17 protein-coding genes and 2 pseudogenes are annotated in these 25,990 nt (G+C 63.1%); 9 read left to right on the forward strand and 10 right to left on the reverse strand.

All coding sequences use genetic code 11. The features are described 5' to 3' along the window. Positions 1 to 220 precede the first annotated feature (220 nt). Positions 221 to 880, reverse strand: a complete 660-nt coding sequence (gene maiA / locus ACVWVY_RS10285; RefSeq protein ID WP_456626273.1) for a maleylacetoacetate isomerase — start codon at positions 878 to 880, stop codon at positions 221 to 223. 436 nt (positions 881 to 1,316) lie between these two features. Between maiA and ACVWVY_RS10290 the strand changes: the two genes are divergently transcribed. Further along, complete coding sequence (locus ACVWVY_RS10290) at positions 1,317 to 2,141, forward strand: outer membrane protein (RefSeq protein WP_456626274.1); 825 nt, start codon at positions 1,317 to 1,319, stop codon at positions 2,139 to 2,141. 121 nt (positions 2,142 to 2,262) lie between these two features. On the opposite strand, the gene metH is transcribed toward ACVWVY_RS10290, so the two are convergent. Both metH and metF read right to left on the reverse strand, forming a co-directional pair. Next, positions 2,263 to 6,117, reverse strand: coding sequence for a methionine synthase (gene metH, locus ACVWVY_RS10295; RefSeq protein ID WP_456632162.1), 3,855 nt, complete (start codon positions 6,115 to 6,117; stop codon positions 2,263 to 2,265). 4 nt (positions 6,118 to 6,121) lie between these two features. Then, positions 6,122 to 7,036: a methylenetetrahydrofolate reductase [NAD(P)H] gene (metF, locus tag ACVWVY_RS10300; protein WP_456626275.1), complete on the reverse strand. Its 915-nt coding sequence runs from the start codon at positions 7,034 to 7,036 to the stop codon at positions 6,122 to 6,124. A 383-nt stretch (positions 7,037 to 7,419) separates the two neighbouring features. Between metF and ACVWVY_RS10305 the strand changes: the two genes are divergently transcribed. Continuing rightward, complete coding sequence (locus ACVWVY_RS10305; protein ID WP_456626276.1) at positions 7,420 to 8,439, forward strand: LLM class flavin-dependent oxidoreductase; 1,020 nt, start codon at positions 7,420 to 7,422, stop codon at positions 8,437 to 8,439. 149 nt (positions 8,440 to 8,588) lie between these two features. Here the strand turns inward: ACVWVY_RS10305 and ACVWVY_RS10310 are convergent, their stop codons facing one another. After that, complete coding sequence (locus tag ACVWVY_RS10310; RefSeq protein WP_456626277.1) at positions 8,589 to 9,449, reverse strand: prephenate dehydratase; 861 nt, start codon at positions 9,447 to 9,449, stop codon at positions 8,589 to 8,591. A 107-nt stretch (positions 9,450 to 9,556) separates the two neighbouring features. Beyond that, positions 9,557 to 10,303, reverse strand: a complete 747-nt coding sequence (locus ACVWVY_RS10315; RefSeq protein ID WP_456626278.1) for a 3-deoxy-manno-octulosonate cytidylyltransferase — start codon at positions 10,301 to 10,303, stop codon at positions 9,557 to 9,559. 210 nt (positions 10,304 to 10,513) lie between these two features. Here ACVWVY_RS10315 and ACVWVY_RS10320 point away from each other — a divergent pair, with 210 nt between their 5' ends. The 6 genes from ACVWVY_RS10320 (at position 10,514) to ACVWVY_RS10345 (ending at position 18,967) form a co-directional block, all read left to right on the forward strand. Further along, entirely contained in the window at positions 10,514 to 11,065 is a 552-nt protein-coding gene (locus ACVWVY_RS10320; RefSeq protein ID WP_456626279.1) for a c-type cytochrome, read from the forward strand. A 213-nt stretch (positions 11,066 to 11,278) separates the two neighbouring features. Then, entirely contained in the window at positions 11,279 to 13,174 is a 1,896-nt protein-coding gene (locus tag ACVWVY_RS10325; RefSeq protein WP_456626280.1) for an extracellular solute-binding protein, read from the forward strand. 11 nt (positions 13,175 to 13,185) lie between these two features. Then, positions 13,186 to 15,054 carry an extracellular solute-binding protein gene (locus ACVWVY_RS10330; RefSeq protein ID WP_456626281.1) on the forward strand — a complete coding sequence of 623 codons (1,869 nt, stop codon included), beginning with the start codon at positions 13,186 to 13,188 and terminating at the stop codon, positions 15,052 to 15,054. Between the two features lie 3 nt (positions 15,055 to 15,057). After that, on the forward strand, positions 15,058 to 16,164 hold the full coding sequence (locus ACVWVY_RS10335) for a microcin C ABC transporter permease YejB (RefSeq protein WP_456626282.1): 1,107 nt from the start codon (positions 15,058 to 15,060) through the stop codon (positions 16,162 to 16,164). Then, a complete protein-coding gene (locus ACVWVY_RS10340; protein ID WP_456626283.1) occupies positions 16,164 to 17,342 on the forward strand; it encodes an ABC transporter permease in 1,179 nt (392 codons plus the stop codon). Before ACVWVY_RS10335 ends, ACVWVY_RS10340 begins: the two co-directional genes overlap by 1 nt. A gap of 8 nt (positions 17,343 to 17,350) precedes the next feature. Further along, complete coding sequence (locus tag ACVWVY_RS10345; protein ID WP_456626284.1) at positions 17,351 to 18,967, forward strand: ABC transporter ATP-binding protein; 1,617 nt, start codon at positions 17,351 to 17,353, stop codon at positions 18,965 to 18,967. Positions 18,968 to 19,101: 134 nt separating this feature from the next. Here ACVWVY_RS10345 and ACVWVY_RS10350 read toward each other — a convergent pair whose 3' ends face one another. Together ACVWVY_RS10350 and ACVWVY_RS10355 are read right to left on the reverse strand one after the other, a co-directional pair. Beyond that, positions 19,102 to 19,944 (reverse strand): C40 family peptidase, encoded by an 843-nt coding sequence (locus ACVWVY_RS10350; protein WP_456626285.1) that lies wholly within the window; start codon positions 19,942 to 19,944, stop codon positions 19,102 to 19,104. After that, positions 19,937 to 21,320: pseudogene (locus ACVWVY_RS10355) on the reverse strand (leucyl aminopeptidase family protein). The gene ACVWVY_RS10350 and the pseudogene ACVWVY_RS10355 overlap by 8 nt, the downstream one beginning before the upstream one ends. Positions 21,321 to 21,457: 137 nt before the next feature. Here ACVWVY_RS10355 and ACVWVY_RS10360 point away from each other — a divergent pair. Continuing rightward, a pseudogene (locus ACVWVY_RS10360) lies at positions 21,458 to 22,307 on the forward strand (tetratricopeptide repeat protein). Between the two features lie 246 nt (positions 22,308 to 22,553). On the opposite strand, the gene ACVWVY_RS10365 reads toward ACVWVY_RS10360, so the two are convergent. Genes ACVWVY_RS10365 through ACVWVY_RS10375 form a run of 3 tightly spaced genes read right to left on the reverse strand, consistent with a single transcriptional unit; the run spans position 22,554 to position 25,990 of the window. Continuing rightward, on the reverse strand, positions 22,554 to 23,528 hold the full coding sequence (locus ACVWVY_RS10365; RefSeq protein WP_456626286.1) for a type II secretion system F family protein: 975 nt from the start codon (positions 23,526 to 23,528) through the stop codon (positions 22,554 to 22,556). A 10-nt stretch (positions 23,529 to 23,538) separates the two neighbouring features. Then, positions 23,539 to 24,516, reverse strand: a complete 978-nt coding sequence (locus ACVWVY_RS10370) for a type II secretion system F family protein (RefSeq protein WP_456626287.1) — start codon at positions 24,514 to 24,516, stop codon at positions 23,539 to 23,541. A 7-nt stretch (positions 24,517 to 24,523) separates the two neighbouring features. Then, positions 24,524 to 25,990: a CpaF family protein gene (locus ACVWVY_RS10375; protein WP_456626288.1), complete on the reverse strand. Its 1,467-nt coding sequence runs from the start codon at positions 25,988 to 25,990 to the stop codon at positions 24,524 to 24,526.

The following is a 25,990-nucleotide window of genomic DNA, read 5'->3' on the forward strand; positions in this document are numbered from 1 at the left end:
CATGATTGAAGAAAGATGGTGGGCACGGCCCAACGCGCCTTTGCTCGCCCTACGCCTGGCTGAGCTGCTGCCTCCCACCGTCATTGCCTGCGACAAACGCGAAGCGTTTGCGCAAGGGAGCGCAGCGACGAAGCAATCCATTCTTTCTTCGTGCCGAGAGATGGATTGCTTCGCTTCGCTCGCAATGACGCGGATGGACCGGGCGACCCACGAGGCCAGCCTACTTCTTGCGCATCGCCTCCGGCGTATCCGGCTGCGCCAGCGGATGCGCTTTTGAAAATTCCGGCAGCGCCATCGCGGTTTCGAAAATGCGCTTCACGGTGGGATAGATTTTCAAATCGATCTGCTGCGTCACCGCGACTGTGACATGCCCCACCATGCAGATATCTGCCAGCGTCGGCGTATCGCCATGACAAAACCGGCCGGTGTCCTTGTTATCAGCCAGATGTCCCTCCAGCGCGGCCAGCGTTTCCACGATCCAGTGCCGCCGCCATGCCGCCTGTTGCGTGTCGCGCAGATTGAGTTCGTGGTCGAGATAGCGCCGCACCCGTGGCGTCAGCAGCGGATGGCCCTCGCAGGCCACCATCAGCGCCAGCGCGCGGACGCGGGCGCGGCCGTTGATGTCGGCGGGCAGCAGCGGCGGGGAGGGGTATTTCTCGTCGAGATATTCGAGGATGGCGAGCGACTGGAACAGCGTGGTGCCGTCATCCTCGACCAGCGCCGGCAGCGCCATCTGCGGATTGATCTTGCGATACGCGGGGTCGCGATGCGCATTGGCGTCGAGGTCGACGAAGATCACCTCCGCCGGCACATTTTTCAGATTGAGCGCGATGCGCACGCGAAAACTCGCCAGCGATCGCCAGAACGAAAAGAATTTCATGGGCACCCCCGCATTCTCTTCCCCTCTCCCCTTGTGGGAGCGAGACGAGCGAAGCTCGCTCTTGGGTGGATCAATCGTGCGACGCACGATTGAGACGGATGAGAGGTCTGTCTCCGCGGAGAGAACCCCCCATCCGCCTTGCCTTCGGCAAGGCACCTTCTCCCACCCTAACTCGGGTTTACCCGAGTTAGGTATCTCAATTGTCGAAGTCGGATAAATCCGACTTCGATGGGAGAAGGGAAGAAAGCGGCTGCTACGCTCCCGCCGCCTCTTCCGCCAATATCGAACTGTGTCGATCCGGACACAACCGGGCGGAGAAATGGCTGGGCGCTGCTCGGTTCAATCCGGGCTCCCCGGCGGCCAAGACGGTCAAAAGCGGATCGGCCAGATTGCATCGAACAAAGGCCCCTGTGCCGAACCCTGGAGCGCAATCGAAATGAAACGGATCAGGTTTGTGATGGCGGCGGCCGCGGCGTTCCTCGCCGCACCCGCGCTGAATGTGTCGGCGGCTGATTTGGCCTACACCAAGTCGCCTGTCGCGACGGTCTATAATTGGACCGGCCTGTATGTCGGCGGTACGGCCGGCGGCGCATGGCAGCGAGCCCGCAACGACTACACAGACTATGATCCCGGCCTTGGCTTCACGGTTTTTGGTTTTGCGCTGGACTTCGGGGTGATGGCCAGGTCGACGTCACAGAACAGTGCGGGCGCGCTCGGTGGGGTGACGCTTGGATATAATTGGCAGCGCAGCAACATCGTTATCGGCGTCGAGGGCGATTGGAGCTGGACGGGATTGAAGGCCACCAGCGTAACGACGCTCCCTCCGTGCTGCTTCTTCCCGGCGATCAAAACCACGGCCGAAACCCGCACCGATTGGCTCGCCACCTTGAGAGGCCGGATCGGTATGCTCGCGGCTCCGCAAACATTGCTGTTCGTAACGGGCGGCCTTGCGCTGGGCGAAATCAAGACATCGGTAGATATCGCGCCGATGGGGGTCTCAAGCTGCGCCAACAATTCGCTTTGTGCGGTTGGTAATGCCTCCGCCACCCGCGTCGGATGGACTGCCGGCGCAGGCATTGAACATGCATTTGCCGGCAACTGGACGGTAAAGGTCGAATATCTGCATTACGATCTCGGCAGTGTCTCCTATAGGGCGATCGAGGCGTCGCCGGCATTCGCATTTGTCGGTGTGCCGTTCTTGAATGTGAATACGCGGGTCAGCGGCGAAATCGGCCGGGTGGGTGTCAACTATCGCTTCTGAACGATGGCGGCCTCATCTTCGTATCCCGGATGGAGTGCAGCGCAATCCGGGATAACTCAGATTTGGCCGGCAGTCCGGATTACGCTTTGCTTCATCCGGGCTACGCTTATTGAGGCGAGACCTAGCCCGCCCCCACCGCCTTCTTGCGCCAGGCCAGGTGCACAGCGCAGGTGCAACCGGGCGGATGCGAGGTGGCGTCGTTGGCCGGTACGACCTCGACCACCACCGGCGCCTTCGCCGCAACCGGTTCCTGCGCCGGAATATAATTCAGCACCGGCGCCAGCCAGCGCTCGGTCTCGGCGACGCTCATGCCCTTGCGCGCGGCATAGTCCTCGACCTGGTCGCGCTCGATCTTGCCGACGCCGAAATAGAAGCTCTCGGGGTGCGAGAAATAAAGCCCCGACACCGACGAGCCCGGCCACATCGCAAAGCTCTCGGTCAGGACAACGCCCGCGGTGTTCTCGGCATCGAGCAGGCGGAACAGCGTCGCCTTCTCGGTGTGATCGGGCTGCGCGGGATAGCCGGGCGCCGGGCGGATGCCGGCATATTGTTCGAGGATCAGTTGATCCGGGACAAACGCCTCGTCCGGCGCGTAGCCCCAAAATTCCTTGCGGACGCGCTGGTGCATCCGCTCGGCGAAGGCTTCCGCGAGACGATCGGCCAGTGCCTTGCACAGGATCGAGGAGTAATCGTCGTTGGCGTTCTTGAAACGGTCGGCGACCACGTCCTCGCCGATCCCGGCCGTGACCACGAAGGCGCCGATATAATCAGGCACGCCGGACGACGCGGGCGCGATGAAATCCGACAGCGCGGCGTTGAAGCGGCCTTCGCGCTTCTCCAGTTGCTGGCGCAGCGTGTGGAAGGTCGCGATTTTCTTCTTGCGGCTGTCGTCGGCATAGACGGCGATATCGTCGCCATCGGCATTGGCCGGCCAGAAGCCGACGGTGGCTCGCGCGGTGAACCATTTTTCCTTGACGATGAGAGCGAGCATCTTGCGCGCGTCGTCATAGAGCGAACGCGCGACTTCGCCGATCTTGGGATCGTCGAGAATGGCCGGGAAACGTCCGGTCAATTCCCAGGTCTGGAAGAACGGTGTCCAGTCGATGTATTCGGCCAATTCCGCCAGGTCGTAGGCGTCAAAACTCTTGATGCCGAGGAATGCCGGCTTCTTCGGCGGCGTTTTCGCAAAGTCGGCCTTCACCGCGTTGGCGCGGGCGTCGGCCAGCTTCAGCCGTTTCTTGTCGGCCTGGGCGCGGAAATGTGCCGCGGAGATCTTGGCGTATTCGGCGCGGATGTCGGCGGCATAGGCCTCGCGCCGCTCGGGTGAGAGCAGCGAGGACGCGACGCCGACGGCGCGGCTGGCGTCGTTGACGTGCACCACCGGCCCGCCCTTGTAGTTCGGGTCGATCTTCACGGCGGTGTGGACGCGGCTCGTCGTAGCGCCGCCAATCAACAGCGGCATGTTCATGCCCTGCCGCTCCATTTCGCCAGCCAGAAAGCTCATCTCGTCGAGCGAGGGGGTGATCAGGCCGGATAGCCCGATGATGTCAGCGCCTTCCGCTTTGGCGGTCTCGATGATCTTGCTGGCGGGCACCATGACGCCGAGGTCGATCACCTCGAAATTGTTACATTGCAGCACGATGCCGACGATGTTCTTGCCGATGTCGTGGACGTCGCCCTTCACGGTGGCGAGCACGATCTTGCCGGCGGCGTTGCGGCCGTCGGTAGCCGTACCATTGGCAAGGTTGCGCGCCTTCTCTTCTTCCATGAACGGCATCAGATAGGCGACCGCCTGCTTCATCACGCGGGCGGACTTCACCACCTGCGGCAGGAACATTTTGCCGTCGCCGAAGAGGTCGCCGACGATGTTCATGCCGGCCATCAGCGGGCCTTCGATCACGTTCAGCGGACGCTCTACCGTCAGCCGTACGGCCTCGGTGTCCTCTTCGATGAATTCGGTGATGCCGTGCACCAGCGCGTGGGAGAGTCGCTTTTCGACCGGCCATTCGCGCCAGGCGAGATCCTGCTCCCTGGTCTGCTTCTCCTTGCCGCGGAATTTTTCCGCCAGCGCCAGCAGCCGCTCGGATGCGCCGGGGTCGCGGTTGAGGATGACGTCTTCGCACACCTGCCGCAGCTCGGGGTCGATGTCGTCATAGACGATCATCTGCCCGGCATTGACGATGCCCATGTCCATGCCGGCCTTGATGGCATGATAGAGAAACACCGAATGCATCGCCTCGCGCACCGGCTCGTTGCCGCGGAACGAGAACGAGAGATTGGAGACGCCGCCGGAGATGTGCGCATGCGGCAGGTTCTGGCGGATCCAGCGCGTCGCCTCGATGAAGTCGACGCCGTAATTATTGTGCTCTTCCAGCCCGGTCGCGATCGCAAAGATATTCGGATCGAAGATGATGTCCTCAGGCGGAAAACCGACCTGGTCGACCAGGATGTCGTAGGCGCGCTTGCAGATCTCGGTCTTGCGCGCAAACGTATCCGCCTGTCCGACCTCGTCGAACGCCATCACGACGACAGCGGCGCCATGGCGGCGCGCGATGCGGGCCTCGTGGATGAATTTCTCCACGCCTTCCTTCATCGAGATCGAGTTCACCACCGGCTTGCCCTGAACGCATTTCAGGCCGGCTTCGATTACCTTGAATTTCGAGGAATCGACCATCACGGGCACGCGCGCGATGTCGGGTTCGGCAGCGACGAGGTTGAGGAAGGTCACCATCGCGGCTTCAGAGTCGAGCAGGCCCTCGTCCATGTTGACGTCGATGATCTGTGCGCCGTTCTCGACCTGGTCGCGCGCCACCGCCAACGCTGCGGTGTAATCGCCTGCGGTGACCAGCTTGCGGAATCTCGCCGAGCCGGTGACGTTGGTGCGCTCGCCGACGTTCACGAACGGGATTGCCGGCGTCAGTTCGAACGGCTCGAGCCCCGACAGTCGCAGGCGCGGCTCGATCGTGGGAATCGCGCGCGGCTTGTGCGGGGCGACCGCGGCGGCGATCGCTGCGATATGGTCCGGCGTGGTGCCGCAGCAACCGCCGACGACATTGACGAGGCCGGACTCGGCAAACTCGCCGATCAGGCGCGCCATGTATTCCGGGCTCTCGTCGTACTGGCCGAACTCATTGGGCAGGCCGGCGTTCGGATAGGCGCAAACGAGTGTATCCGCGACGCGGCCGATGTCCGCGATGTGGGCGCGCAAATCTTCGGCGCCGAGTGCGCAGTTGAAGCCGATGGTGATCGGCTTGGCGTGCCGCACCGAATTCCAGAACGCTTCCGGCAATTGTCCCGACAGCAGGCGGCCGGATTTGTCGGTGATGGTGCCCGAGATCATCACGGGCACGTCGATGCCGCGTTCCTCGGTGATTTCCGAAATCGCGTACAGCGCCGCCTTGGCGTTCAGCGTGTCAAAAATGGTTTCGACCAGCAGCATGTCGACGCCGCCGTCGAGCAGGCCGTTGATCTGTTCGCCATAGGACTTACGCAGATCGTCGAAGGTGACGGCGCGATAGCCGGGGTTGGAAACGTCGGGCGAGATCGAAGCCGTCCGATTGGTCGGGCCCAGCGCGCCTGCAACGAAACGCGGTTTGCCGTCTTCAGCGCTGACACGCTCGGCGGCGGCGCGGGCGAGTTTTGCACCGTCGCGGTTCAGTTCGTAAGCGAGGTCCGACATGTCGTAGTCGGCTTGCGCGATCGAGGTCGAGGAGAACGTGTTGGTCGCGACGATGTCGGCGCCGGCGCGCAGGTAATCGGCGTGGATGTCCTCGATCGCCTTCGGCTGCGTCAGGATCAAAAGATCGTTGTTGCCGCGGACATCGCGATGGAAATCCGCAAAGCGCTGCCCCCGAAACGCAGCTTCGTCATACTGCAGGCCCTGGATCATGGTGCCCATGGCACCGTCGAGCACCAGGATACGTTCGCGGGCGGCAGCGAGCAGCGCGGTGCGCTTGTGCGAAATCTTGGCGGTCATCGGATCAGGCGGCTTTCTGTGCGCCATTGGGACGAATTCCCAGGAGATGGCTGATCGCGAACACGAGGTCCGCGCGGTTCATGGTGTAGAAATGAAAGGTATCGACGCCGTGCTTGGCGAGCTTTTGCACCTGGCCGGCCGCGACGGTCGCGGCGACGAGCTTGCGCGTCTCGGCGTCGTCGTCGAGGCCGTCGAACTTGTCCGCCAGCCAGGTCGGCACGGTGGTGCCGGCTCGGGTCACGAAGTTCCGCGCCTGCTTGAAATTATGCATCGGCATGATGCCGGGGACGACCGGGATATCGATGCCACGGGCACGGACACGATCGAGGTAGCGGAAGTAGAGGTCGTTATCGAAGAACACCTGCGTGATGGCACGCGTCGCGCCGGCATCGACCTTGGCCTTCAGCGTGTCGATATCGGCATCCAGATCGGGGCTCTCGGGGTGCTTCTCGGGATAGGCCGAGACCGAGATTTCGATATCGGGATAGCGCTTCTTGATGCCTTCGATCAGGTCGGGCGAGGTCTGATAGCCGTCCGGGTGGGCGCGGTAGGCGGTGCCGATGCCGGTGGTGGGATCGCCGCGCAGCGCGACGATGTGGCGGACGCCGATCTCGTGATAGCGCGCCACCACGTCGTCGATCTCGTCCTTCGGCGCGCCGACGCAGGTCAGATGCGCGGCCGGTGTCAGGCTTGTCTCTCTCAGGATGCGGGCGATGGTCGAATGAGTACGTTCCCGGGTCGAGCCCCCGGCGCCATAGGTGACGGAGACGAAATTCGGCGTCAGCGGCGCCAGCCGGTTGATCGTCTCCCACAGGCTCCGCTCCATCTCTTCCGTCTTGGGCGGAAAGAACTCGAAGGAAATCCTGGGTGAATGCAGCGCGCGATGGCCGTCGAAGGCAGGGGGCGTAACTTCGGTCATGGCACTTCACAAAGCTCCGAAAGGAGGGGCAGGCATCAGGCCTAGCAACGAGGATCTAAAATAGGCCAAACGGGGCCGGCCAAACAGCCCATCGGCCGTGGGAAATGGCCCAATAGGTGCAAAATTGTGTGAAATATAGACTTCAAAAGAATAGCGGTGGGCGGTGCGCTTTAGTAATTTTTGTAATTTTATTCATATAGTTAGTGGTGTAATGGTTTCCGCAAGTGGCGTTGTGGCTAGTGGGCAAGAAGAGAGTGTAGTGAAATTGTTATATCTTGTCCCACTCAAGGGTATGCTCTGCCGCTCCCTTTCCCAACAGGCGCGGGCCTGCTCTGCGCCGACCAGGCCTTTGTAGCCCTCGCGTGTCGCACTAGTTTAGCGCGATGATCCCGCTTTCAGTCCTCGACCTCTCCGTCGTCACCACAGGCACCCGGCCGGCCCACGCGCTGCAGAACAGCATCGATCTGGCCCGCCATGTCGATGGCCTCGGCTTTGTCCGCTACTGGCTTGCCGAGCACCACAATCTGGCCTCGGTGGCGAGCCCCGCGCCCGACCTGATGATCGGCCAGATCGCGGCGGTGACGAAAAACATCCGCGTCGGCTCCGGCGGCGTGATGCTGCCCAACCATGCACCGCTGGTGGTGGCCGAACGCTTCAAGATGCTGGAGGCGCTGTTTCCCGGCCGCATCGACCTCGGCCTCGGCCGCGCGCCCGGCACCGACGGTGCCACGGCGCATGCGCTGCGCAGCCGGCTCGACCGCCGCGAGGGCGATGATTTCCTCGAGCGCTTAAGTGAACTGGTGTTGTGGGAGACCCGCGATTTTCCCGCCGGCCATCCCTACAACAATGTGGTGGCGATGCCGGATGATACGCCGCTGCCGCCGATCTGGCTGCTCGGCTCGAGCGACTACAGTTCGGAGCTGGCGGCGCAAGTCGGCATGGGCTTCGCGTTTGCGCATCATTTCGCGTCCTATGACGCGGTCGCTGCGATGACCAATTACCGCGACCACTTCAAGCCGTCCGGCTGGCGGGAGACCCCGCACGGCATCCTCGCCATCGCAGTGGTCGCCGCCGAAACCGATGTGGAAGCCGAGAAAATCGCTTCCTCGATGGACCTCAACCGCCTGCGCCGCGACCGCGGGCAATACCTGCCGTTGCCGAGCGTCGAGGAAGCGCTGGCCTATAATTACAGCGACGCCGAGCGCGCCTCGATCGCGCGCAACCGCTCGCGGCTGTTCGTCGGCAGCCCCGCGACCATCATGGCGAAGCTGCAGCCGATGATCACGGCAGGCAAGCCGGATGAGTTGATGATCATTACGGCGGTGTACGACCACGACGCGCGGAAGCAATCGTATAGCCTGTTGGCCGATGCATTTGGTCTGGGGAAGAAGGCGGCGGCATAAAGCTGTCGTCCCTGCGCACGCAGGGACCCAATACCGCGTGATCTATCGATAGAGCAGTATCGCCAATACCTTCTAACGCAACTGCGTTCGGTGGCTATGGGTCCCTGCGTTCGCAGGGACGACATGTTGAGAGACTGCCTGCACCTAATCTAATCCTGCGCCCCGCTGAACGTCGCCCGGAACGGATGGCCGGGATACACGCCGACGATGCGGAATTCGCGCGAGAAGAACTTCAATTCTTCCAGCGCAAAGGCGAGGCCCTTGTCCTCGGGATGGCCGTCGACGTCGGCATAGAATTGCGTGGCGGAGAATTCGCCGTCGACCATGTAGCTTTCCAATTTCGTCATGTTGACGCCGTTGGTGGCGAAGCCGCCGAGCGCCTTGTAGAGCGCGGCCGGCAGGTTGCGTACCCGGAAAACAAAAGTCGTGACCAGCGGCCCCGAATCCTGGTCGGCCCATTTCTGGTCGCGTGCCAGCACCACGAAGCGCGTGGTGTTGTGGGCCTCGTCCTCGACGTCCTCGGCCAGAATATCGAGGCCATAGATTTTCGCGGCAAGGCGCGAGGCGATCGCGGCAACGGCCTTGTCCCCACGCTCGGAGACATCGCGCGCGCTGCCGGCGGTATCGGCTGCGACGATCGGCTTGATGCCGAGCTTGCGGATGATGCGCCGACATTGACCAAGCGCGTGGACATGGCTCTCCACCGTCTTGATGTCGGTGAGCTTTGTCCCGCGCACGGCCATCAACTGGTGGCGGATCGGCAAAAACCATTCGCCGACGATGAACAGGCCGGAGGCCGGCAGCAAATGATGGATGTCGGCGACCCGCCCCGCGACCGAATTCTCGATCGGGATCATGCCGAGATCGGCCTCGCCCGAGGAAATGGCCGACAGCGCGTCCTCGAACGTCGCGCACGGCAACGGCTCGGCGTCGGGATAGGCCTCGACGATGGCGATATGGGAATTGGCGCCAGGCTCGCCCTGGAATGCGATTTTGAGTTTCTTGGTCATGGCGGGCCTTTTAGCAGCCGGTTAGGCTTTGGCTATAGCGTTTTCGAGCGAAGTGGAGGCCGGTTCGCGTGAAGAAAACGCGTCAAAACAAAAGGGTAGAGCCTCGTTCAACTTGAACGGGGCTCTAATATGTGCCGGGCGGTTTCGAGGTCGGCTGGGGTGTCGACGCCGCGGGGGACGCTGTCGACGATCGCGATGTCGATCCGCATCCCGGCCTCCAGCGCGCGCAGCTGCTCTAGCTTCTCCTGCTGCTCCAGCGGAGAGGGGGGCAGCGTCACGAACCGTTCCAGCGCGGCGCGGCGGTAGGCGTAGAGGCCGATGTGATGATAGCGGGGGCCGTCGCCATGGGGCGCCGTGGCGCGGGTGAAATAGAGCGCTCGGAGCCGGTTCGGGCCGATCGGGGAGCCGACCGCCTTCACCACGCTGGGGGCGAGGTCCTCTTCCGCGGTATGGATCTGCGAGGCCAGCGTCGCAATGTCGACGGCGGGGTCGTCGAGCGGCGGCAGCGCGGCACGGATGGTGTCCGGCGTGATCGTGGGAAAGTCGCCCTGCAGGTTGACCACAATTTCGGCCCGGCCACCGGGATCGATCGTCCGCATCGCCTCATGGATCCGGTCGGAGCCGGAGGGGTGATCGGCCCGCGTTATCACCACCTCGCCGCCGGCGGCCCTCACGGCGGCCGCGATTTCCGGCGTGTCGGTGGCGACCGCCACCCGGCCGATCTTGGCCTCCTCGGCCCGCCGCAGCACGTGGACGATCATCGGCAGGCCGCCGATGTCGAGCAGTGGCTTGCCGGGCAGGCGGGTCGCCGCCATGCGGGCGGGAATCAGTACCAAAATGCGGGTGTCGGTCATCCGGAACGAGGTCAGCCGGCCAGCAAAAACAGGCCGGAAATAATGGGGGACTGGCAGAAAGTCGGGGCGTTTATACGGGTTGCCAGAGCCCGGGCAAACCGATATCTCAACCCTGCTGAGGGTGCGGCGCGAAAGGCTGATTCCTGATGCGCACCCGCGGCCGTCTGCCGGCCTTCAGTCGACCTTTCCGGCCTGGAGCCTGATCCCACTATGGACTCCTTCGAACTCAACAAGATTCTCGGTGCCCTCCTCGGCACCTGCATTCTCGTTCTGGTGACGAGCTTTGCCGCTCATGCGATTTTCACGCCCAAGCCGCTGGAGAAGCCGGGCTTCGAGATTGCCGTGAAGGAAGACGCCTCGCACGGCGGCGCCAAGGAAGCCGCAGCTCCCTCCGAGCCGATCGAGAAGCTGCTGCAGACCGCCTCCGTCGAGAAGGGCGCCGGCGCCGCCAAGAAGTGCGCCGCTTGCCACACCTTCGAGAAGGGCGGCCCGAATCGCGTCGGTCCTAATCTCTATGGCGTCGTCAACGAGCCGAAGGGCGCAGGCCGCGGCGGGTTCAATTTCTCGGCCGCCATGAAGGGCAAGGGCGGCACCTGGACCTTTGACGACCTCAACAAGTTCATCTCCAATCCCAAGGGCTTTGTTCCGGGCACCGCGATGGGCTTTGCCGGTATCCAGAAGGACAGCGAGCGCGCCGACGTGATCGCCTATTTGAACTCGCTATCGGAAAAGCCGGAGCCACTGCCGACCGCGGCGAAGTAAAATTTCGACAGTCCGGCATGGACTTTGCGACGACATGACGGCCAGGCATTGCCTGGCCGTTTGTCTATGCTGATCGCGTTGTTGTTATCGGGACGTTTCGCCGCACCGGCGTGGTTCCCATGTCGATATCATGAGGAAAAAGCAACGTAATTTGTCGAACCCTTGCCTTATATTGGGTGCTGGCTGGCCCCTTGAGCAACAGGATTTGAGCACTTGGCAATCACCCGACGACATCTTTTGCAAGGCACTGCCGCAGCCGCCATGGCCCCCGCGCTCGGGCTCAACATTGGCGTTTCCTCGCCCGCGCTGGCGCAAGCCGCGCCGGACGGGATGAAATGGCGGCATGCGATCTCCACCTTCGGCGACATCAAATACCCTGCCGACTTCAAGCGCTTCGACTATGTCAATCCGGATGCGCCCAAGGGCGGCGTCGCCCGCCTGTTCGAGCTTGGCACCTATGACAGCTTCAACATCGTGGTCGCCGGGTTGAAGGGATCGGTCCCCGCCGGTGTGGGGCGAATCTATCAATCGCTGATGGACCCGGCTCTCGATGAGCCGGACAGCTATTACGGCACGCTGGCCGAACTCGTCACCTACCCCGAGGATTTCTCCTATGTGATCTATCGCCTGCGCCCGATGGCGCGCTGGCATGACGGCAAGCCGGTGACCCCGGAAGACGTGATTTTTTCGTTTGAAACGTCCAAGAACAGCAGCCCGAGAGCCCGCTTCTACTACCAGCATATCGTCAAGGCCGAGAAGGTCGGTGACCACGACGTCAAATTCTTCTTCGACAGCCCCGGCAACCGTGAACTTCCCCTGATCACCGGCCAGCTCAACGTGTTGCCGAAGCACTGGTGGGAAGGCACCGACGCGCAGGGCCGCAAGCGCGACGTGACGGCAACCACGCTGGAGCCGCCGCTGGGATCGGGGCCCTATCGCATCAAGGACTTTGTCGCCGGCCGGTCGCTGGTGCTCGAACGGGTCAAGGATTACTGGGCCAAGGATTTGCCCAACACTATCGGCCAGGACAATTTCGACGAACTCCGCTACGAATTCTTCCGCGACGACGTCGTGGGACGCCAGGCCTTCAAGGCTGACCAGTTCGACTGGTATGCCGAGCGCAGCGCCAAGGAATGGTCGGTGGCCTATGACTTCCCCGCGGTGCATGACGGGCGGGTGATCAAGGAAAAGTTTCCGGTCCTGAGTTCGGGGCGGATGCAGGGCTGGGCGTTCAACCTGCGCCGGCCGCTGTTCAAGGATGTGCGGCTGCGACGCGCCTTCAACTACGCGTTCGACTTCGAAGAGATGAACCGGACCTTGTCGACCGGCGAGTACCATCGCGACAGCAGCTATTTCGATGGCATCCCCGACTTCATGGCGACCGGACTTCCCGAGGGCCTTGAACTGGAAATGCTGGAGCCGCTGCGCAACAAGGTGCCTCCGGAGGTTTTCACGACGCCCTACAAGGATCCCGTCAGCGGCACTCCCGAAGCCGTCCGCAACAATCTGCGCGAAGCGACGCGGCTGTTGAAGGAGGCCGGATTCGAAGTCCGCGATCGCAAGCTGGTCGATTCGTCAGGCCAGCCCGTCAGCGTCGAGATTCTATGTTCCGACGAAGGCAACGAGCGAATCTCCTTGTTCTACAAACCTTCCCTGGAGCGGCTCGGCGTCACCGTGAACATACGCCGGGTCGATGACGTGCAGTTTCAAAACCGCACGCGTGACTATGACTTCGACATGACCACCGTGGTCTGGCCGCAGTCGCTGTCGCCCGGCAACGAACAGCGCGAATGGTTCGGCTCGCAAGCGGCGGACAAGCCTGGTTCCCGCAATATGGTTGGAATCAAGAACCCCGCGATCGATGCGCTGATCGAGCGCATCATCTTCGCCAAGAACCGCGCCGAACAGATCGCGGCCTGCAAGGCGATGGACCGCGTGCTGCTCTGGAACTTCTATTGCGTCACACAATTCAACTACGGCTTCCAGCGCTATGCGCGCTGGGATCGTTTCAGCCACCCCGATCCCTTGCCCAAATACGGCGTGTCGGGATTCCCGACGGTGTGGTGGTATGATGCCGACAAGGCAGCCAAGATCGGCAAGCGCAGTTGAAGGAATCGCGCATGGCGCTACTCAACCGTCGACACGCGCTCGGTCTCGGCATCGGTGCGCTGAGCGCTGGCATATTTCGTCCCGCCGCCGCCGACAATGGCGGCACCGAGATGCACGGCATGTCGGTGTTCGGCGACCTGAAATACCCGGCCGACTTCAAGCATTTCGACTACGTCAATCCGGAAGCGCCGAAGGGCGGCTTGTTTTCGACGATCCCGTCGGTTCGCGCCTACAATCAGTCCTTCCAGACCTTCAATTCGTTCAACGCCTTCATCCTCAAGGGCGAAGGCGCGAAGGGTATGGAGCTGACTTTTGATACGCTGATGGCGCGTGCAAACGACGAGCCCGACGCGATGTACGGCCTTGCCGCAAAGTCGGTGTGGATTTCGCCGGACAAGCTCACCTACCGCTTCACGATGCGGCCGGAGGCGCGTTTTCATGACGGCTCGAAAATGACCGCGCATGATGTCGCCTTCTCGCTGAACACCTTGAAGGAAAAGGGCCATCCGCTGATCGTGGTGCAGTTGCGCGACTTCGTGAAGGCTGAGGTGCTCGACGACGCGACGGTGGCCGTGATCTTTGCGCCGAATCGCGCGCGTGACGTGCCGCTTTATGTCGCGGGCTTGCCGATCTTTTCCAAAGCCTATTACGCGACGCGTCCATTCGAGGAATCGACCGCCGAAATCCCGCTCGGCTCGGGCCCGTACAAGGTCGGCAAGTACGAGATCAACCGCTACGTCGAATTCGACCGGGTCAAGGATTATTGGGCGGCCGATCTTCCCGTCAACCGCGGCAGCTACAATTTCGGCACCGTGCGCTACGAGTTCTATCGCGACCGCGACGTGGCGTTCGAAGGTTTTACCGGCAAGAATTATCTTTATCGCGAGGAATTCACCGCGCGCATCTGGGCCACCCGTTACGATTTTCCCGCGATCAAGGACGGCCGCGTCAAGCGCGAGATCCTGCCGGATGAACTGCCGTCGGGCGGGCAGGGTTGGTTCTTCAACACCCGCCGCGACAAGTTCAAAGACCCCAAGGTGCGCGAAGCGGTCATCAATGCATTCGATTTCGAATGGACCAACAAGACCGTGATGTACGGCGCCTATGCGCGCACGGCTTCGCCGTTCCAGAATTCGGACATGGTGGCGACCGGCCTGCCGTCGCCCGAAGAGCTGAAGCTGCTGGAGCCGTTCCGCGGGCAGGTGCCGGACGAGGTGTTTGGCGAGCCGTTCGTGCCGCCGGTATCGGATGGGTCGGGTCAGGACCGGGCGCTGCTGCGCAAGGCGCAGCAATTGTTGCAGGATGCGAAACTTCCCATCAAGGACGGCAAGCGGCTGTTGCCGAACGGTGAGATCTTTACGATCGAGTTCCTGATCGACGAGCCGTCGATCCAGCCGCATCACGCGTCCTTCATCAAAAACCTCGGCCAGCTCGGCATCGAAGCCAGCATCCGCTTGATCGACGCCGTGCAATACCGCGCGCGGGTGGAGGCCTTCGATTTCGATATGGCGATGATGCGCCTGAGCATGTCGCCGACGCCGGGCGACAGCTTGCGGCCGTACTTTACGTCGCAGGCGGCCGCCACCAAGGGATCGTACAATCTGGCGGGAGCGGCCAGCCCTGCGATCGACGCGCTGGTCGACAAGGCCATCGGCGCCGAGACGCGCACCGATTTGACGGTCGCATGCCGGGCGCTCGATCGCGTGTTCCGGGCCGGCCGCTACTGGGTGCCGCAATGGTTCCGCAGCACCCATCCGATCGCCTATTGGGACCTGTTCGCGCATCCGCCCAAGCCGGCACGCTACACGCAAGGCACCGGTGCGCCGGAAAACTGGTGGTATGACGCCGCCAAGTCCGCGAAGCTCGAGCAGGCAAAGTAATTCATGACCGGCTATATCGCTCGCCGAATTCTGCTGATGTTCCCGACGCTGCTCGGGATATTGTTCGTCTCCTTCATCGTCGTGCAGTTCGCGCCGGGCGGGCCGGTTGAGCGCGTGCTGGCGCAGCTCTCGGGCGCTGACACCGGCGGCACTTCGCGGGTTTCGGGCGGCGGCGGCGATTTCGGTCCGCGCGGCCAGGTCGGCGCGTCCGCCGATGCCGTCGGTTCGAAATACCGCGGCGCGCAGGGGCTGGATCCTGACTTCATCAAGAAGCTGGAAGCGCAGTTCGGCTTCGACAAGCCGGCGCCGGAGCGTTTCGCGCTGATGGTGTGGAATTTCTCGCGCTTCGATTTCGGCAAGAGCTATTTCCGCGACGTCAGCGTGATCCAGCTGATCAAGGAGAAGCTGCCGGTGTCGATGTCGCTCGGCATCTGGATGATGCTTCTGACCTATCTGATCTCGATCCCGCTCGGCATCCGCAAGGCCGTACAGGACGGATCGAAGTTCGACACCTGGACCTCGGCGGTGATCATCATAGGCTTTGCGATCCCGGGGTTCCTGTTCGCGATCCTGTTGATCATCCTGCTCGCCGGCGGCTCGTTCCTCAACATCTTTCCGCTGCGCGGCCTGACTTCCGACGGCTGGGCGCAGTTCCCCTGGTACTGGAAGATCATCGACTATTTCTGGCACATCACGCTGCCGCTGGTCTCGATGGCGCTCGGCGCGTTCGCCACCATGACGCTGCTGACCAAGAACTCGTTCCTCGACGAGATCCGCAAGCAATATGTGATGACCGCGCGCGCCAAGGGCTGCAGCGAACGCCAGGTGCTGTACTACCACATCTTCCGCAACGCGATGCTGATCGTGATCGCGGGTTTTCCGAGCGCGTTCATTCACGCCTTCTTTTCCGGCTCGCTGTTGATCGAGACCATCTTCTCGCTCGATGGCCTTGGTCTGCTCGGATTTGAGAGCATCTTGAACCGCGATTACCCGGTCGTGTTTGGCACCCTGTTCATCTTTTCGCTGATCGGACTCGTGGTCAATTTGATCTCCGACCTCGCTTACATGTGGATCGATCCGCGGATCGATTTCGAGGCGCGGGAGGTCTGATGACAATCACCGCGCCCCAACCGGTCGAGACCTCCACGCAATCGCCGCTCGGTGCGGCGGTCCCGATCACGCGTCATCCGTTCCAGCCGTCGCCGCTCAATCGCCGCCGCTGGCAGAACTTCAAGGCCAACCGAAGGGGCTATTGGTCGTTCTGGATCTTCCTCGTGCTTTTCACGGTCTCGCTGTTTGCCAATTTCATTGCTAACGACCAGCCGCTCGTCGTCAAATATGACGGCCGGCTTTATTGGCCGGTTATCTTCAACTATTCCGAGACTACTTTCGGCGGCGATTTCGAAACCACCGCCGACTATCGTGATCCCTATCTGCAGAAGCAGATTGCGGAGAAGGGCGGCACCATCATCTGGCCGCCGATCCGCTACTCCTACAAGACCCAAAATCTCGATCCGCCGACCCCGGCGCCGTCGAAGCCGACCTGGATGCTGACGGAAGAGCAGTGCAAGGAGGTGGTGAAGAAGAAGGGTCTCAAGAGCTGCAGCGACCTCGAATACAATTGGCTCGGCACCGACGACCAGAGCCGCGACGTGCTCGCGCGCCTGATCTACGGGTTCCGCATTTCGGTGCTGTTCGGACTGACGCTCACCATCCTCTCCTCGATGATCGGCATCGCCGCCGGTGGCGTGCAGGGCTATTTCGGCGGCTGGATCGATCTCTCCTTCCAGCGGTTTATCGAAATCTGGACCGCGATCCCCTCGCTTTATCTGCTCTTGATCATATCGGCGGTGCTGCCGCCGGGCTTCTTCATCCTGCTCGGCATTCTGCTGCTGTTCTCCTGGGTGTCGCTGGTCGGCCTCGTGCGCGCCGAATTCCTGCGCGGCCGAAATTTTGAATATATCCAGGCGGCGCGGGCGCTCGGCGTCTCTAATGCCACCATCATGTTCCGTCATCTGTTGCCGAACGCGATGGTGGCGACCATGACCTTCCTGCCATTCATCGTGTCGTCCTCGGTGATGACGCTGACGGCGCTGGATTTCCTTGGCTTCGGCTTGCCGCCGGGTTCGCCGTCGCTCGGCGAGTTGCTGGCGCAGGGCAAGGCCAACGTGCAGGCGCCGTGGCTCGGCTTCACCGGCTTCTTCTCGGTCGCGATCATGCTGTCGCTGCTGATCTTCATCGGCGAAGCCGCGCGCGACGCTTTCGATCCACGCAAGACGTTCAGGTAGGGCCGGGCATGGACGCCATCAATCAGCCCCTGCTCGATGTCAGCGACCTCTCGGTGGCGTTCGGCGATACGCTCGCGGTCGATCATGTCTCGTTTTCCGTCAAGCGCGGCGAATGCGTGGCGCTGGTAGGCGAGTCCGGCTCCGGAAAATCCGTCAGCGCATTGTCGATCCTGAAGCTGTTGCCGTATCCCAGCGCCTCGCATCCTTCCGGCCACATCCGCTTCCGCGGCCACGAGCTGCTGACGGCGGCGGAAAGCGAGATGCGCGAGATCCGCGGCAACGATATCTCGATCATCTTTCAGGAGCCGATGACCTCGCTCAATCCGCTGCACACGATCGAGGCGCAGATCGGCGAGATCCTGCTCCTGCACAGCGGCATCCGCGGGCAGATGGCGCGGGCGCGCACCCTGGAGCTCTTGACGCAGGTTGGCATTCCCGATCCCGAAACCCGGCTGAAGAGCTATCCCCATCAATTGTCCGGCGGCCAGCGCCAGCGGGTCATGATCGCGATGGCGCTCGCCAACGAGCCGGATCTTCTGATCGCGGACGAGCCGACCACCGCGCTCGACGTCACCGTGCAGGCCCAGATCCTGGCATTGCTTGCCGAGATCAGGTCCCGGCTCGGGATGAGCATGCTGTTCATCACCCACGATCTCGGCATCGTCCGCCGCATCGCCGACGTCGTCTGCGTGATGAACTCGGGCAAGATCGTCGAGCAGGGGCCGGTCGAGGAGGTTTTTACAGCCCCGAAACACGCCTATACCCGTGCGCTGCTGGCGGCCGAACCGAAGCCGGACCCGGCGCCGCCGCGGCCCGAAGCGCCGGTGGTGATGTCGGCCGACAATTTGAAGGTCTGGTTTCCGATCAAGCGTGGGCTGTTGCGCTCGACCGTCGGCCACATCAAGGCGGTGGATGGCGTCAGTGTTGCGGTGCGCAAGGGCGAGACGCTCGGCGTGGTCGGCGAATCCGGCTCCGGCAAGACCACGCTGGGGCTGGCGCTGCTCCGGCTGATCTCTTCGGATGGCCCGATCGTGTTCCTCGGCAGCAACATCCAGGGCCTGCGCTTCAAAGACATGCTGCCGTTCCGCCGCGACATGCAGATCGTGTTTCAGGACCCGTTCGGCGCGTTGAGCCCGCGCATGTCGGTCGGCGATATCGTCGCCGAAGGCTTGAGCGTGCATCAGAAGTCGCTGTCGTATGAAGAGCGCGATACGCGCGTCGTCAAGGCGCTGAGGGATGTCGGCCTCGATCCGGAGACGCGCTTCCGCTATCCGCATGAATTCTCCGGCGGCCAGCGCCAGCGCATCTCGATCGCGCGTGCGGTGGTGCTGGAGCCGAACTTCGTCGTGCTGGACGAGCCGACGAGCGCGCTCGACATGCTGTTCCAGGCGCAGATGGTCGATTTGTTGCGCGAGCTGCAGCGCAAGCGCGACCTGACCTACATGTTCATCTCGCATGATTTGCGGGTGGTGGCCTCGCTCGCCAGCCATTTGATCGTGATGCGCCACGGCAAGGTGGTGGAGGAGGGGCCGGCCGCCGAGCTCTTCAAGAATCCGAAGAGCGACTACACCCGCGCGCTGTTCGCCGCCGCGTTCCGGATCGAGGCCGTGCCGGACCTACAGTAACAGTCGTCACAAGTAACACTCGTCATACCCCGCGAAGGCGGGGGTATCCAGTACGCCGCGGCTTCTCGGTTCAATCGCTGGTTCTCTGGAATACTGGATCACCCGGCTTCGCGGGTGATGACGATGGGACGGTTCTACAGCCGCTTGATCGCCGTGACTTCGCTGCCCGCCGCCTTGATCCGTGCCATCGCCTCTCGCGTGTTTTCGATCACGGTCGCCATGTGATGCGCATTGGCGTGAACCATGCTGTCGGCGTCGCGCACGATCGCGACATGGCCTTTCCAGAAGATCAGATCGCCGCGTTGCAATTTCTTCATCTCGGCGGCATTCAGCGCCCGCCCGAGGCCGTCCTGCTGCATGTCGCTGTCGCGCGGGCAGCCGGTGCCGGCGGCGTTCAGAGATACCTGGACAAGGCCGGAGCAATCGATGCCGAGCGAGCTCTTGCCGCCCCAGAGATAGGGCGTGCCGACGAAGCGTTCGGCGACCGCGACGAAATCCTTTTCCATCGCCTCGAGGCTGCCGACATGCCGTCGCGGCAGATACCAGCCCTCGCCCGTTACGGCGAACGCGCCGTCTTCACGGGCAACCGTGACGCGCGCGCCCATCGCCAGCGTCTCGACCGGCGGCAGCTTGATCGACGGGCCCGGGAACGCGAACGTCCGCAACGCCGTGACCTTGTGGGTCGGAGCTGCAGCGGGCCTGACCAGGGCGGCATCCGGAATCCATCCGACATAGCCGTCGCCGTTCAATTGGCCCCAGGCAAAGCCTTCACTGTCACGATCGTAGATGGTGACGCGCTCGCCCATCAGTGCTTGCGTCGACAGCATGGCATCTGCCGACGGCGCCTCGCGCATTGGCGCGATGGCGTCGCGCACGCCAAATTCCTCGCCCTCGACGAAGCGCGCGGCCTTCACCTTGCCTTCAAGGTATTTGGCCGCGACTTCGGGCCGTGCCGGCGTCAGGCGGGGATCATCCATAGCGTTCGCTCAGCAGCTTGTAGATGGCGCGCGCGGCCTGGCATTCGCCGCCTTCGGGACGCGCGGGTTTTGCGGAAGGCGTCCAGCCGTAGATATCGACATGCAGCCAGCTCTTTGCTTCGGTAACGAAGCGCTGCAGGAACAGTGCGCAGGTGATCGAGCCGGCAAAGCCGCCGGAAGGCGCGTTGTTGATGTCGGCTGTCTTCGAATCCAGCCACGAATCATAGGGCGGCCACAGCGGCATTCGCCACAACGGGTCGTTCTCCCCTTTTGCGTGGGCGGCAACGGCTTGGGCGAGTGTCTCATCATGGGTGTAAAAGGGCGGTAAATCCGGTCCCAGCGCCACCCGCGCCGCGCCCGTCAGCGTGCCCAGATCCACCAGCAGATCCGGTTTTTCTTCATCCGCCAGCGCCAGCGCGTCCGCCAGCACCAGCCGCCCTTCGGCATCGGTGTTGCCGATTTCGACCGTCGGTCCCTTGCGCGACTTGAAGATGTCGAGCGGGCGGAAGGCGTTGCCGGCCACCGCGTTCTCGACCGCGGGGATCAGCACGCGCAGCCGGACCTTCAGCTTGGCATCCATCACCATCTGCGCCAGCGCCAGCACGTTGGCGGCGCCGCCCATGTCCTTTTTCATGATCAGCATGCCGCTGGACGGCTTCAGATCGAGGCCGCCGGTGTCGAAGCAGACACCCTTGCCGACCAAAGTCACCCTGGGGTTGGCGGGATCGCCCCAGCTCAGATCGATCAGGCGCGGGGCACGTGTCGAGGCCATGCCGACGGCGTGGATCAGCGGAAAGTTCTGCTTCACGAGTTCGTCGCCGACGATGCAGTTGAACTGGGCGCCGTACCGCGTCGCCAACGCTTGCGCCGCCTGCGCCAGTTCTTCCGGGCCCATATCGTTCGATGGCGTATTGATCAGGTCGCGCGCCAGTGCTGCCGCCTCCGCCATCCGCGCGACATCGGCCACGTCGATGCCGTCAGGCGGCACCAGCCGGACGTCGGGTCGATCCGCCTTGCGATAGCGACCGAACCGATAGGTCCCAAGGGCAAAGGCCAGCGTCGCGAGGCGCACATCATGCGGCGCGTTGGCAAATCGATAGACGCCCGGCGGCAGCAGGCCGGGCAGGGCGCCGGGCCTGAACAGGTCGCGGGGATTTGCTGCTCTCGTCCTCGAGGCCGAAAACGACCTGCGCGATCTTCCCGTCGGGCGCGGGCAGCGTCAGGCATTTGCCGGGCTTGGCGGTGAAGTCGTTGGCTGCCGCAAACTGCCGGGCCTGCTCGGGAAGCTCGCCGGCGATTCCGGCCCATGTCGTTTTGGTGGCGAAAATGATCGGAATGGCAGCGGCGTTGGGCGTGGTCTCGAACGGGGATTGCATGCGGGTCTCGCGGAAGGGGACGGGCGGGGTGGTGCTCGAAGGGCATAGCACGGCCGATTAACCCGCCGTTAGGGTTAACAGTCTATTGCTGGCGCGTTCGGCTTCATTCGTCAGCCTTTTCCGTGAGTTGAAGTGCCATGCGTCGACAGTCCAGCCATGCCGGGTCTCTTGCCGGGTCCCTCGCTCGGTTCCTCGCCTCCGCGGCCGTGACAGCGGTTATCGCCGCGGGCCTTGGCGGCTGTCAGACCATGTCCGACATAACAGGGTCGCTGACTCTCATCGTCTCCCAGCGCACAGGCCGTTCCCGACGATCCGCGCCGCGCGGTCGAGGTGTATGGCGAGCGCCATCGCGCCAATCCCAAGGACGCCGAGGCGGCAATGGGATATGGCCAGGCACTGCGCGCCACCGGCCAGCGGGCGCAGGCCGCCGCCGTGCTCGAACAGGCCACCATCGCCAATCCCGGCAACAAGGCGCTGCTTGCCGCTTACGGCCGCGCGCTCGCCGACAACGGTAGCTCGCAGGCGGCCTTCGACGTGCTGAGCCGCGCCCATTCGCCCGCCAATCCCGATTGGCGCATTCTTTCGGTGCAGGGCACCACGCTCGACAAGATGGCCAAGCACGAGGAGGCCCGCGGCTATTACGCGGCCGCGCTGAAGATCGTGCCGGAAGAGCCTTCGGTGCTGTCCAATCTCGGCCTGTCCTACATGCTGACCCGGGAGTTGCCGCAGGCCGAGGAAACGCTGCGGCGCGCCCATTCCAATCCCCGCGCCGACGCAAGGGTGCGGCAGAACCTGGCGCTCGTGGTCGGCCTGCAGGGCCGTTTCGCGGAAGCCGAGACCATCGCCAAGGGCGATCTGCCCGCCGACGAGGCGACCGCCAACGTGGCCTACTTGCGGGAAATGCTGAGCCGCAAGGACAAGGACAATTCGCGTCCTCCCGGCAACAAGGCGACCGTCCCGGTCGCAGCCCTCAACCGGCCCGACTGAATTTTCTCACCCAAGCCAAGGCGCGAGCCGTCATCGCCGAGGCGCACTGGTCGCCGGGGCATTCGCGCTCTCAAGCGCACCTCAGCCTCTAACTCAAAATTGCTGCCGATCTTCCGCGGGGGTTGTCGTGCCCAGCCTTGGGACGGGCATCCAGGTATTTTTCATCGGCAGGCAAGAAACGTAAATGGCCGGGACAGGCCCGGCCATTACGAAAGCGTTAGGGGTTAAGCCCCTCCCGCGCTCGCCTTACGGCATCATCTGGATCTTGATGTAGGTCGGTCCGAGAATGACGATGAACAGGCACGGCAGGAAGAACAGGATCATGGGCACGGTCAGCTTCGGCGGCAGCGCGGCCGCCTTCTTTTCGGCCTCGTTCATCCGCATGTCGCGGTTTTCCTGCGCCATTACGCGCAGGCTCTGGCCCAGCGGGGTGCCGTAGCGTTCCGACTGCATCAGCGCCAGGCAGACCGATTTCACGCCCTCGAGGCCGGTGCGCTTGGCGAGGTTCTCATAAGCCACCTTGCGGTCCTGCAGGTACGACAATTCGGCCGTGGTCAGCGAGAATTCCTCCGACAGCGCGATTGACTGCGTTGCAATTTCGTTGGAGACCTTGCGGAAGGCGACTTCGACCGACATGCCGGACTCGATGCAGATCAGCAGCAGGTCGAGTGCGTCGGGAAAGGCGCGCCTGATCGAGAGCTGGCGCTTGCTGATGGCGTTCTTCAGGAACAGCATCGGGGCCTGCAGCCCGAGATAGGCGGCGGCGACGCAGATGCCGAGCTTGACCGTCAGCGATTTGTCCATGTGGGTGATCACGAACACGTAGAGGACCGCGCCGATAAACAGCACGATCGGTGTCACCGCGCGGGCAAACAGGAACGTGACGTAGGGCGCGTGGCCGCGATAGCCGGCCATGATCAGCTTGTCGCGCGCGGCTTCCTGCGCCAGCCATTTGGTCAGGTTGAAATCTTCTACCACCTTGGAAACGAGCTGCTTCGGGGTTTGCCGTAGCGACACCTTTTCCGATTTGGCGAGGCGGTCGCGCTCGCGCTGCCGGAGCCGTTCGCGCTCGCTGGCAACGGCCTTCATGCGCTTGGAGAGGCCTTCACCGGCAAGCAGCGGCATGATGAGCGTATAGGCGGTCGCGCTTGCCGCGATGGCGGCAAGCAGCATCGTCATGAACCGCGCGTCGTGCATCTTGGTGATGAGAAAATCAATCATGGCTGCACCGTCAGAAGTCGAAATTGATCATTTTTTTCATCACAAGGACGCCGATCGTCATCCAGCCGACGCAGCACACCAGCATGAACTGACCGATTTGATGGGTCCAAAGCAGCGCGATGTAGTCGGGCGTCGACATCCAGACCAGCAGCATCACGATCGGCGGCAGCGAGCCGATGATGCCCGCGGAGGCCTTGGCTTCCGTCGACATCGCCTTGATCTTCTCCCCCATCTTCTTGCGATCGCGCAGCACCTTGGAGAGGTTGCCGAGCGCTTCCGACAGGTTGCCGCCCGACTTCTGCTGAATCGCGACCACGATGCCGAAGAAGTTCGCCTCCGGCAACGGCATCCGCTCATACAGCCGCGTGCAGGCCTCGCCGAGCGGCATGCCGATGGTCTGGGTTTCGATGATGGCGTTGAATTCGCTCTTCAGCGGCTCGGGTGAATCGGCCGCCACCACCTTGATCGATTCGAACAGCGGTAGACCGGCCTTGATGCCTCGCACGATGACGTCGACGGCGTCGGGCAGCGCCTTCAGGAACGCCTTCTCGCGGCGCTTCTTGAGAAAGCCCAGGACCCAGCGCGGCAGGCCGAGGCCGGTGCCGAAAGCCATCACGGCGGCGCCCAGCGGGTGGCCGCCGATCATAAAGGCGAGCACGAAGCCGACTGCGCCGGAAATGCCGGACACGATCCAGAATTTCTGGGGCGTCCAGGATCCCAACCCGGCCTGGGCAAGACGGGTGGCGAGCGGGACGGACTTCTCCTTCTTGCGTCGGGCGTCGAGTTCCTTCAGCGATCCCTCGACCTGTTCACGGCGCGAGCGCTGGCTTTTCTCGGCCTGGCGCGTCGGAGCGTCGGAACGCGCGATCGAGGCGCGGCGGGATTCGGCCTTCCTCTGGCCCGACAGCGACGGATAGATGAATACCCAGGCCAGGCCGCCAATGGTGGTAGCGGCGAGAAACGCCAGTGCGAGCGCCTGCATGCTCATGGACTCCTCACGTGTTCTCGATGACTTCGGCGGCGTCGAGCGCGGCCGCAAGCCGCTTCTCTTCGCCGAAATATCGCGCGCGCTCCCAGAACCGCGGACGTCCGATCCCGGTCGAGCGGTGCCGCCCTATGATCTTGCCGTTCGCGTCTTCGCCGACCATGTCGTAGAGGAATACGTCCTGGGTGATGATGGTGTCGCCTTCCATGCCCATCACCTCGGTGATGTGGGTGATGCGGCGCGAACCGTCGCGCAAACGCGCAGCTTGTACGATGACGTCGATCGAGGCGCAGATCATCTCGCGGATGGTGCGTGAGGGCAGCGAGAAGCCGCCCATCGTGATCATGGATTCGCAGCGTGACAGGGCTTCGCGCGGGTTGTTGGCGTGCAGCGTTCCCATCGAGCCGTCGTGGCCCGTGTTCATGGCCTGCAGCAGGTCGAATGCCTCGGGTCCGCGGACTTCGCCGACGATGATGCGTTCGGGCCGCATACGCAGGCAGTTGCGGACCAGTTCGCGCATCGTCACCTGGCCTTCGCCTTCGATGTTGGGCGGACGGGTTTCCAGCCGCACCACGTGAGGCTGCTGCAGCTGAAGTTCGGCGGCGTCTTCGCAGGTGATGACGCGCTCGTCATGCTCGATGAACTGGGTCAGGCAGTTCAACAGCGTGGTCTTGCCCGAGCCGGTACCGCCAGAGATCAGGACGTTGCAGCGGACGCGGCCGATGATCTGCAGGATCTGCGCGCCTTCCGGCGAGATCGCGCCGAACTTGACCAGCTGGTCGAGCGTCAGCTTGTCCTTCTTGAACTTACGAATGGTGAGTGCGGGCCCGTCGATCGCCAGCGGCGGCACGATGGCGTTGACGCGGGAGCCGTCGGCGAGGCGGGCGTCGCAAATCGGCGAGGATTCGTCGACGCGCCGGCCGACCTGGCTGACGATGCGCTGGCAGATGTTGAGCAGCTGCTGGTTGTCGCGAAAGCGGATCCCGGTCTTCTGGATCTTGCCGGCGACTTCGATGAACACCGTGCCGGCGCCGTTGACCATGATGTCGGCGATGTCGTCGCGTGACAGCAGAGGTTCCAGCGGGCCGTAGCCGAGCACGTCGTTGCAGATGTCGTCGAGCAGCTCTTCCTGCTCGGCAATCGACATCACGATGTTCTTGATCGCGATGATCTCGTTGACGATGTCGCGGATTTCCTCGCGCGCGGACTCGCCGTCGAGCTTGGCGAGCTGGGCAAGGTCGATCGCCTCGATCAGGGCGCCGAAGATGGTCGCCTTGACCTGGTAGTAATTGTCGGACCGCCGCGCCTCCATGGCGGGCGCGGGCGGTGGCGCCTTCATGGGCGCGATTGGGGGCGACGGGACGACCGGCGCGGCCATCTCGCGCGAAGGCGCAGGCGCCGAAGCCGGCTCCGGCGCCTGAACGGCGGGCTTCAATACCCGCGTATCACTATCATTTCCACTACGCTTACCGAACAC

This window comes from Bradyrhizobium sp. URHC0002, from assembly GCF_054059515.1.

Excerpts from the sequence above, each read along its gene's own strand:
- maiA (WP_456626273.1), bottom strand. The coding sequence starts at position 880 with ATGAAATTCTTTTCGTTCTGGCGATCGCTGGCGAGTTTTCGCGTGCGC.
- ACVWVY_RS10290 (WP_456626274.1), top strand. The coding sequence starts at position 1,317 with ATGAAACGGATCAGGTTTGTGATGGCGGCGGCCGCGGCGTTCCTCGCC.
- metH (WP_456632162.1), bottom strand. The coding sequence starts at position 6,117 with ATGACCGCCAAGATTTCGCACAAGCGCACCGCGCTGCTCGCTGCCGCC.
- metF (WP_456626275.1), bottom strand. The coding sequence starts at position 7,036 with ATGACCGAAGTTACGCCCCCTGCCTTCGACGGCCATCGCGCGCTGCAT.
- ACVWVY_RS10305 (WP_456626276.1), top strand. The coding sequence starts at position 7,420 with ATGATCCCGCTTTCAGTCCTCGACCTCTCCGTCGTCACCACAGGCACC.
- ACVWVY_RS10310 (WP_456626277.1), bottom strand. The coding sequence starts at position 9,449 with ATGACCAAGAAACTCAAAATCGCATTCCAGGGCGAGCCTGGCGCCAAT.
- ACVWVY_RS10315 (WP_456626278.1), bottom strand. The coding sequence starts at position 10,303 with ATGACCGACACCCGCATTTTGGTACTGATTCCCGCCCGCATGGCGGCG.
- ACVWVY_RS10320 (WP_456626279.1), top strand. The coding sequence starts at position 10,514 with ATGGACTCCTTCGAACTCAACAAGATTCTCGGTGCCCTCCTCGGCACC.
- ACVWVY_RS10330 (WP_456626281.1), top strand. The coding sequence starts at position 13,186 with ATGGCGCTACTCAACCGTCGACACGCGCTCGGTCTCGGCATCGGTGCG.
- ACVWVY_RS10335 (WP_456626282.1), top strand. The coding sequence starts at position 15,058 with ATGACCGGCTATATCGCTCGCCGAATTCTGCTGATGTTCCCGACGCTG.
- ACVWVY_RS10340 (WP_456626283.1), top strand. The coding sequence starts at position 16,164 with ATGACAATCACCGCGCCCCAACCGGTCGAGACCTCCACGCAATCGCCG.
- ACVWVY_RS10345 (WP_456626284.1), top strand. The coding sequence starts at position 17,351 with ATGGACGCCATCAATCAGCCCCTGCTCGATGTCAGCGACCTCTCGGTG.
- ACVWVY_RS10350 (WP_456626285.1), bottom strand. The coding sequence starts at position 19,944 with ATGGATGATCCCCGCCTGACGCCGGCACGGCCCGAAGTCGCGGCCAAA.
- ACVWVY_RS10365 (WP_456626286.1), bottom strand. The coding sequence starts at position 23,528 with ATGATTGATTTTCTCATCACCAAGATGCACGACGCGCGGTTCATGACG.
- ACVWVY_RS10370 (WP_456626287.1), bottom strand. The coding sequence starts at position 24,516 with ATGAGCATGCAGGCGCTCGCACTGGCGTTTCTCGCCGCTACCACCATT.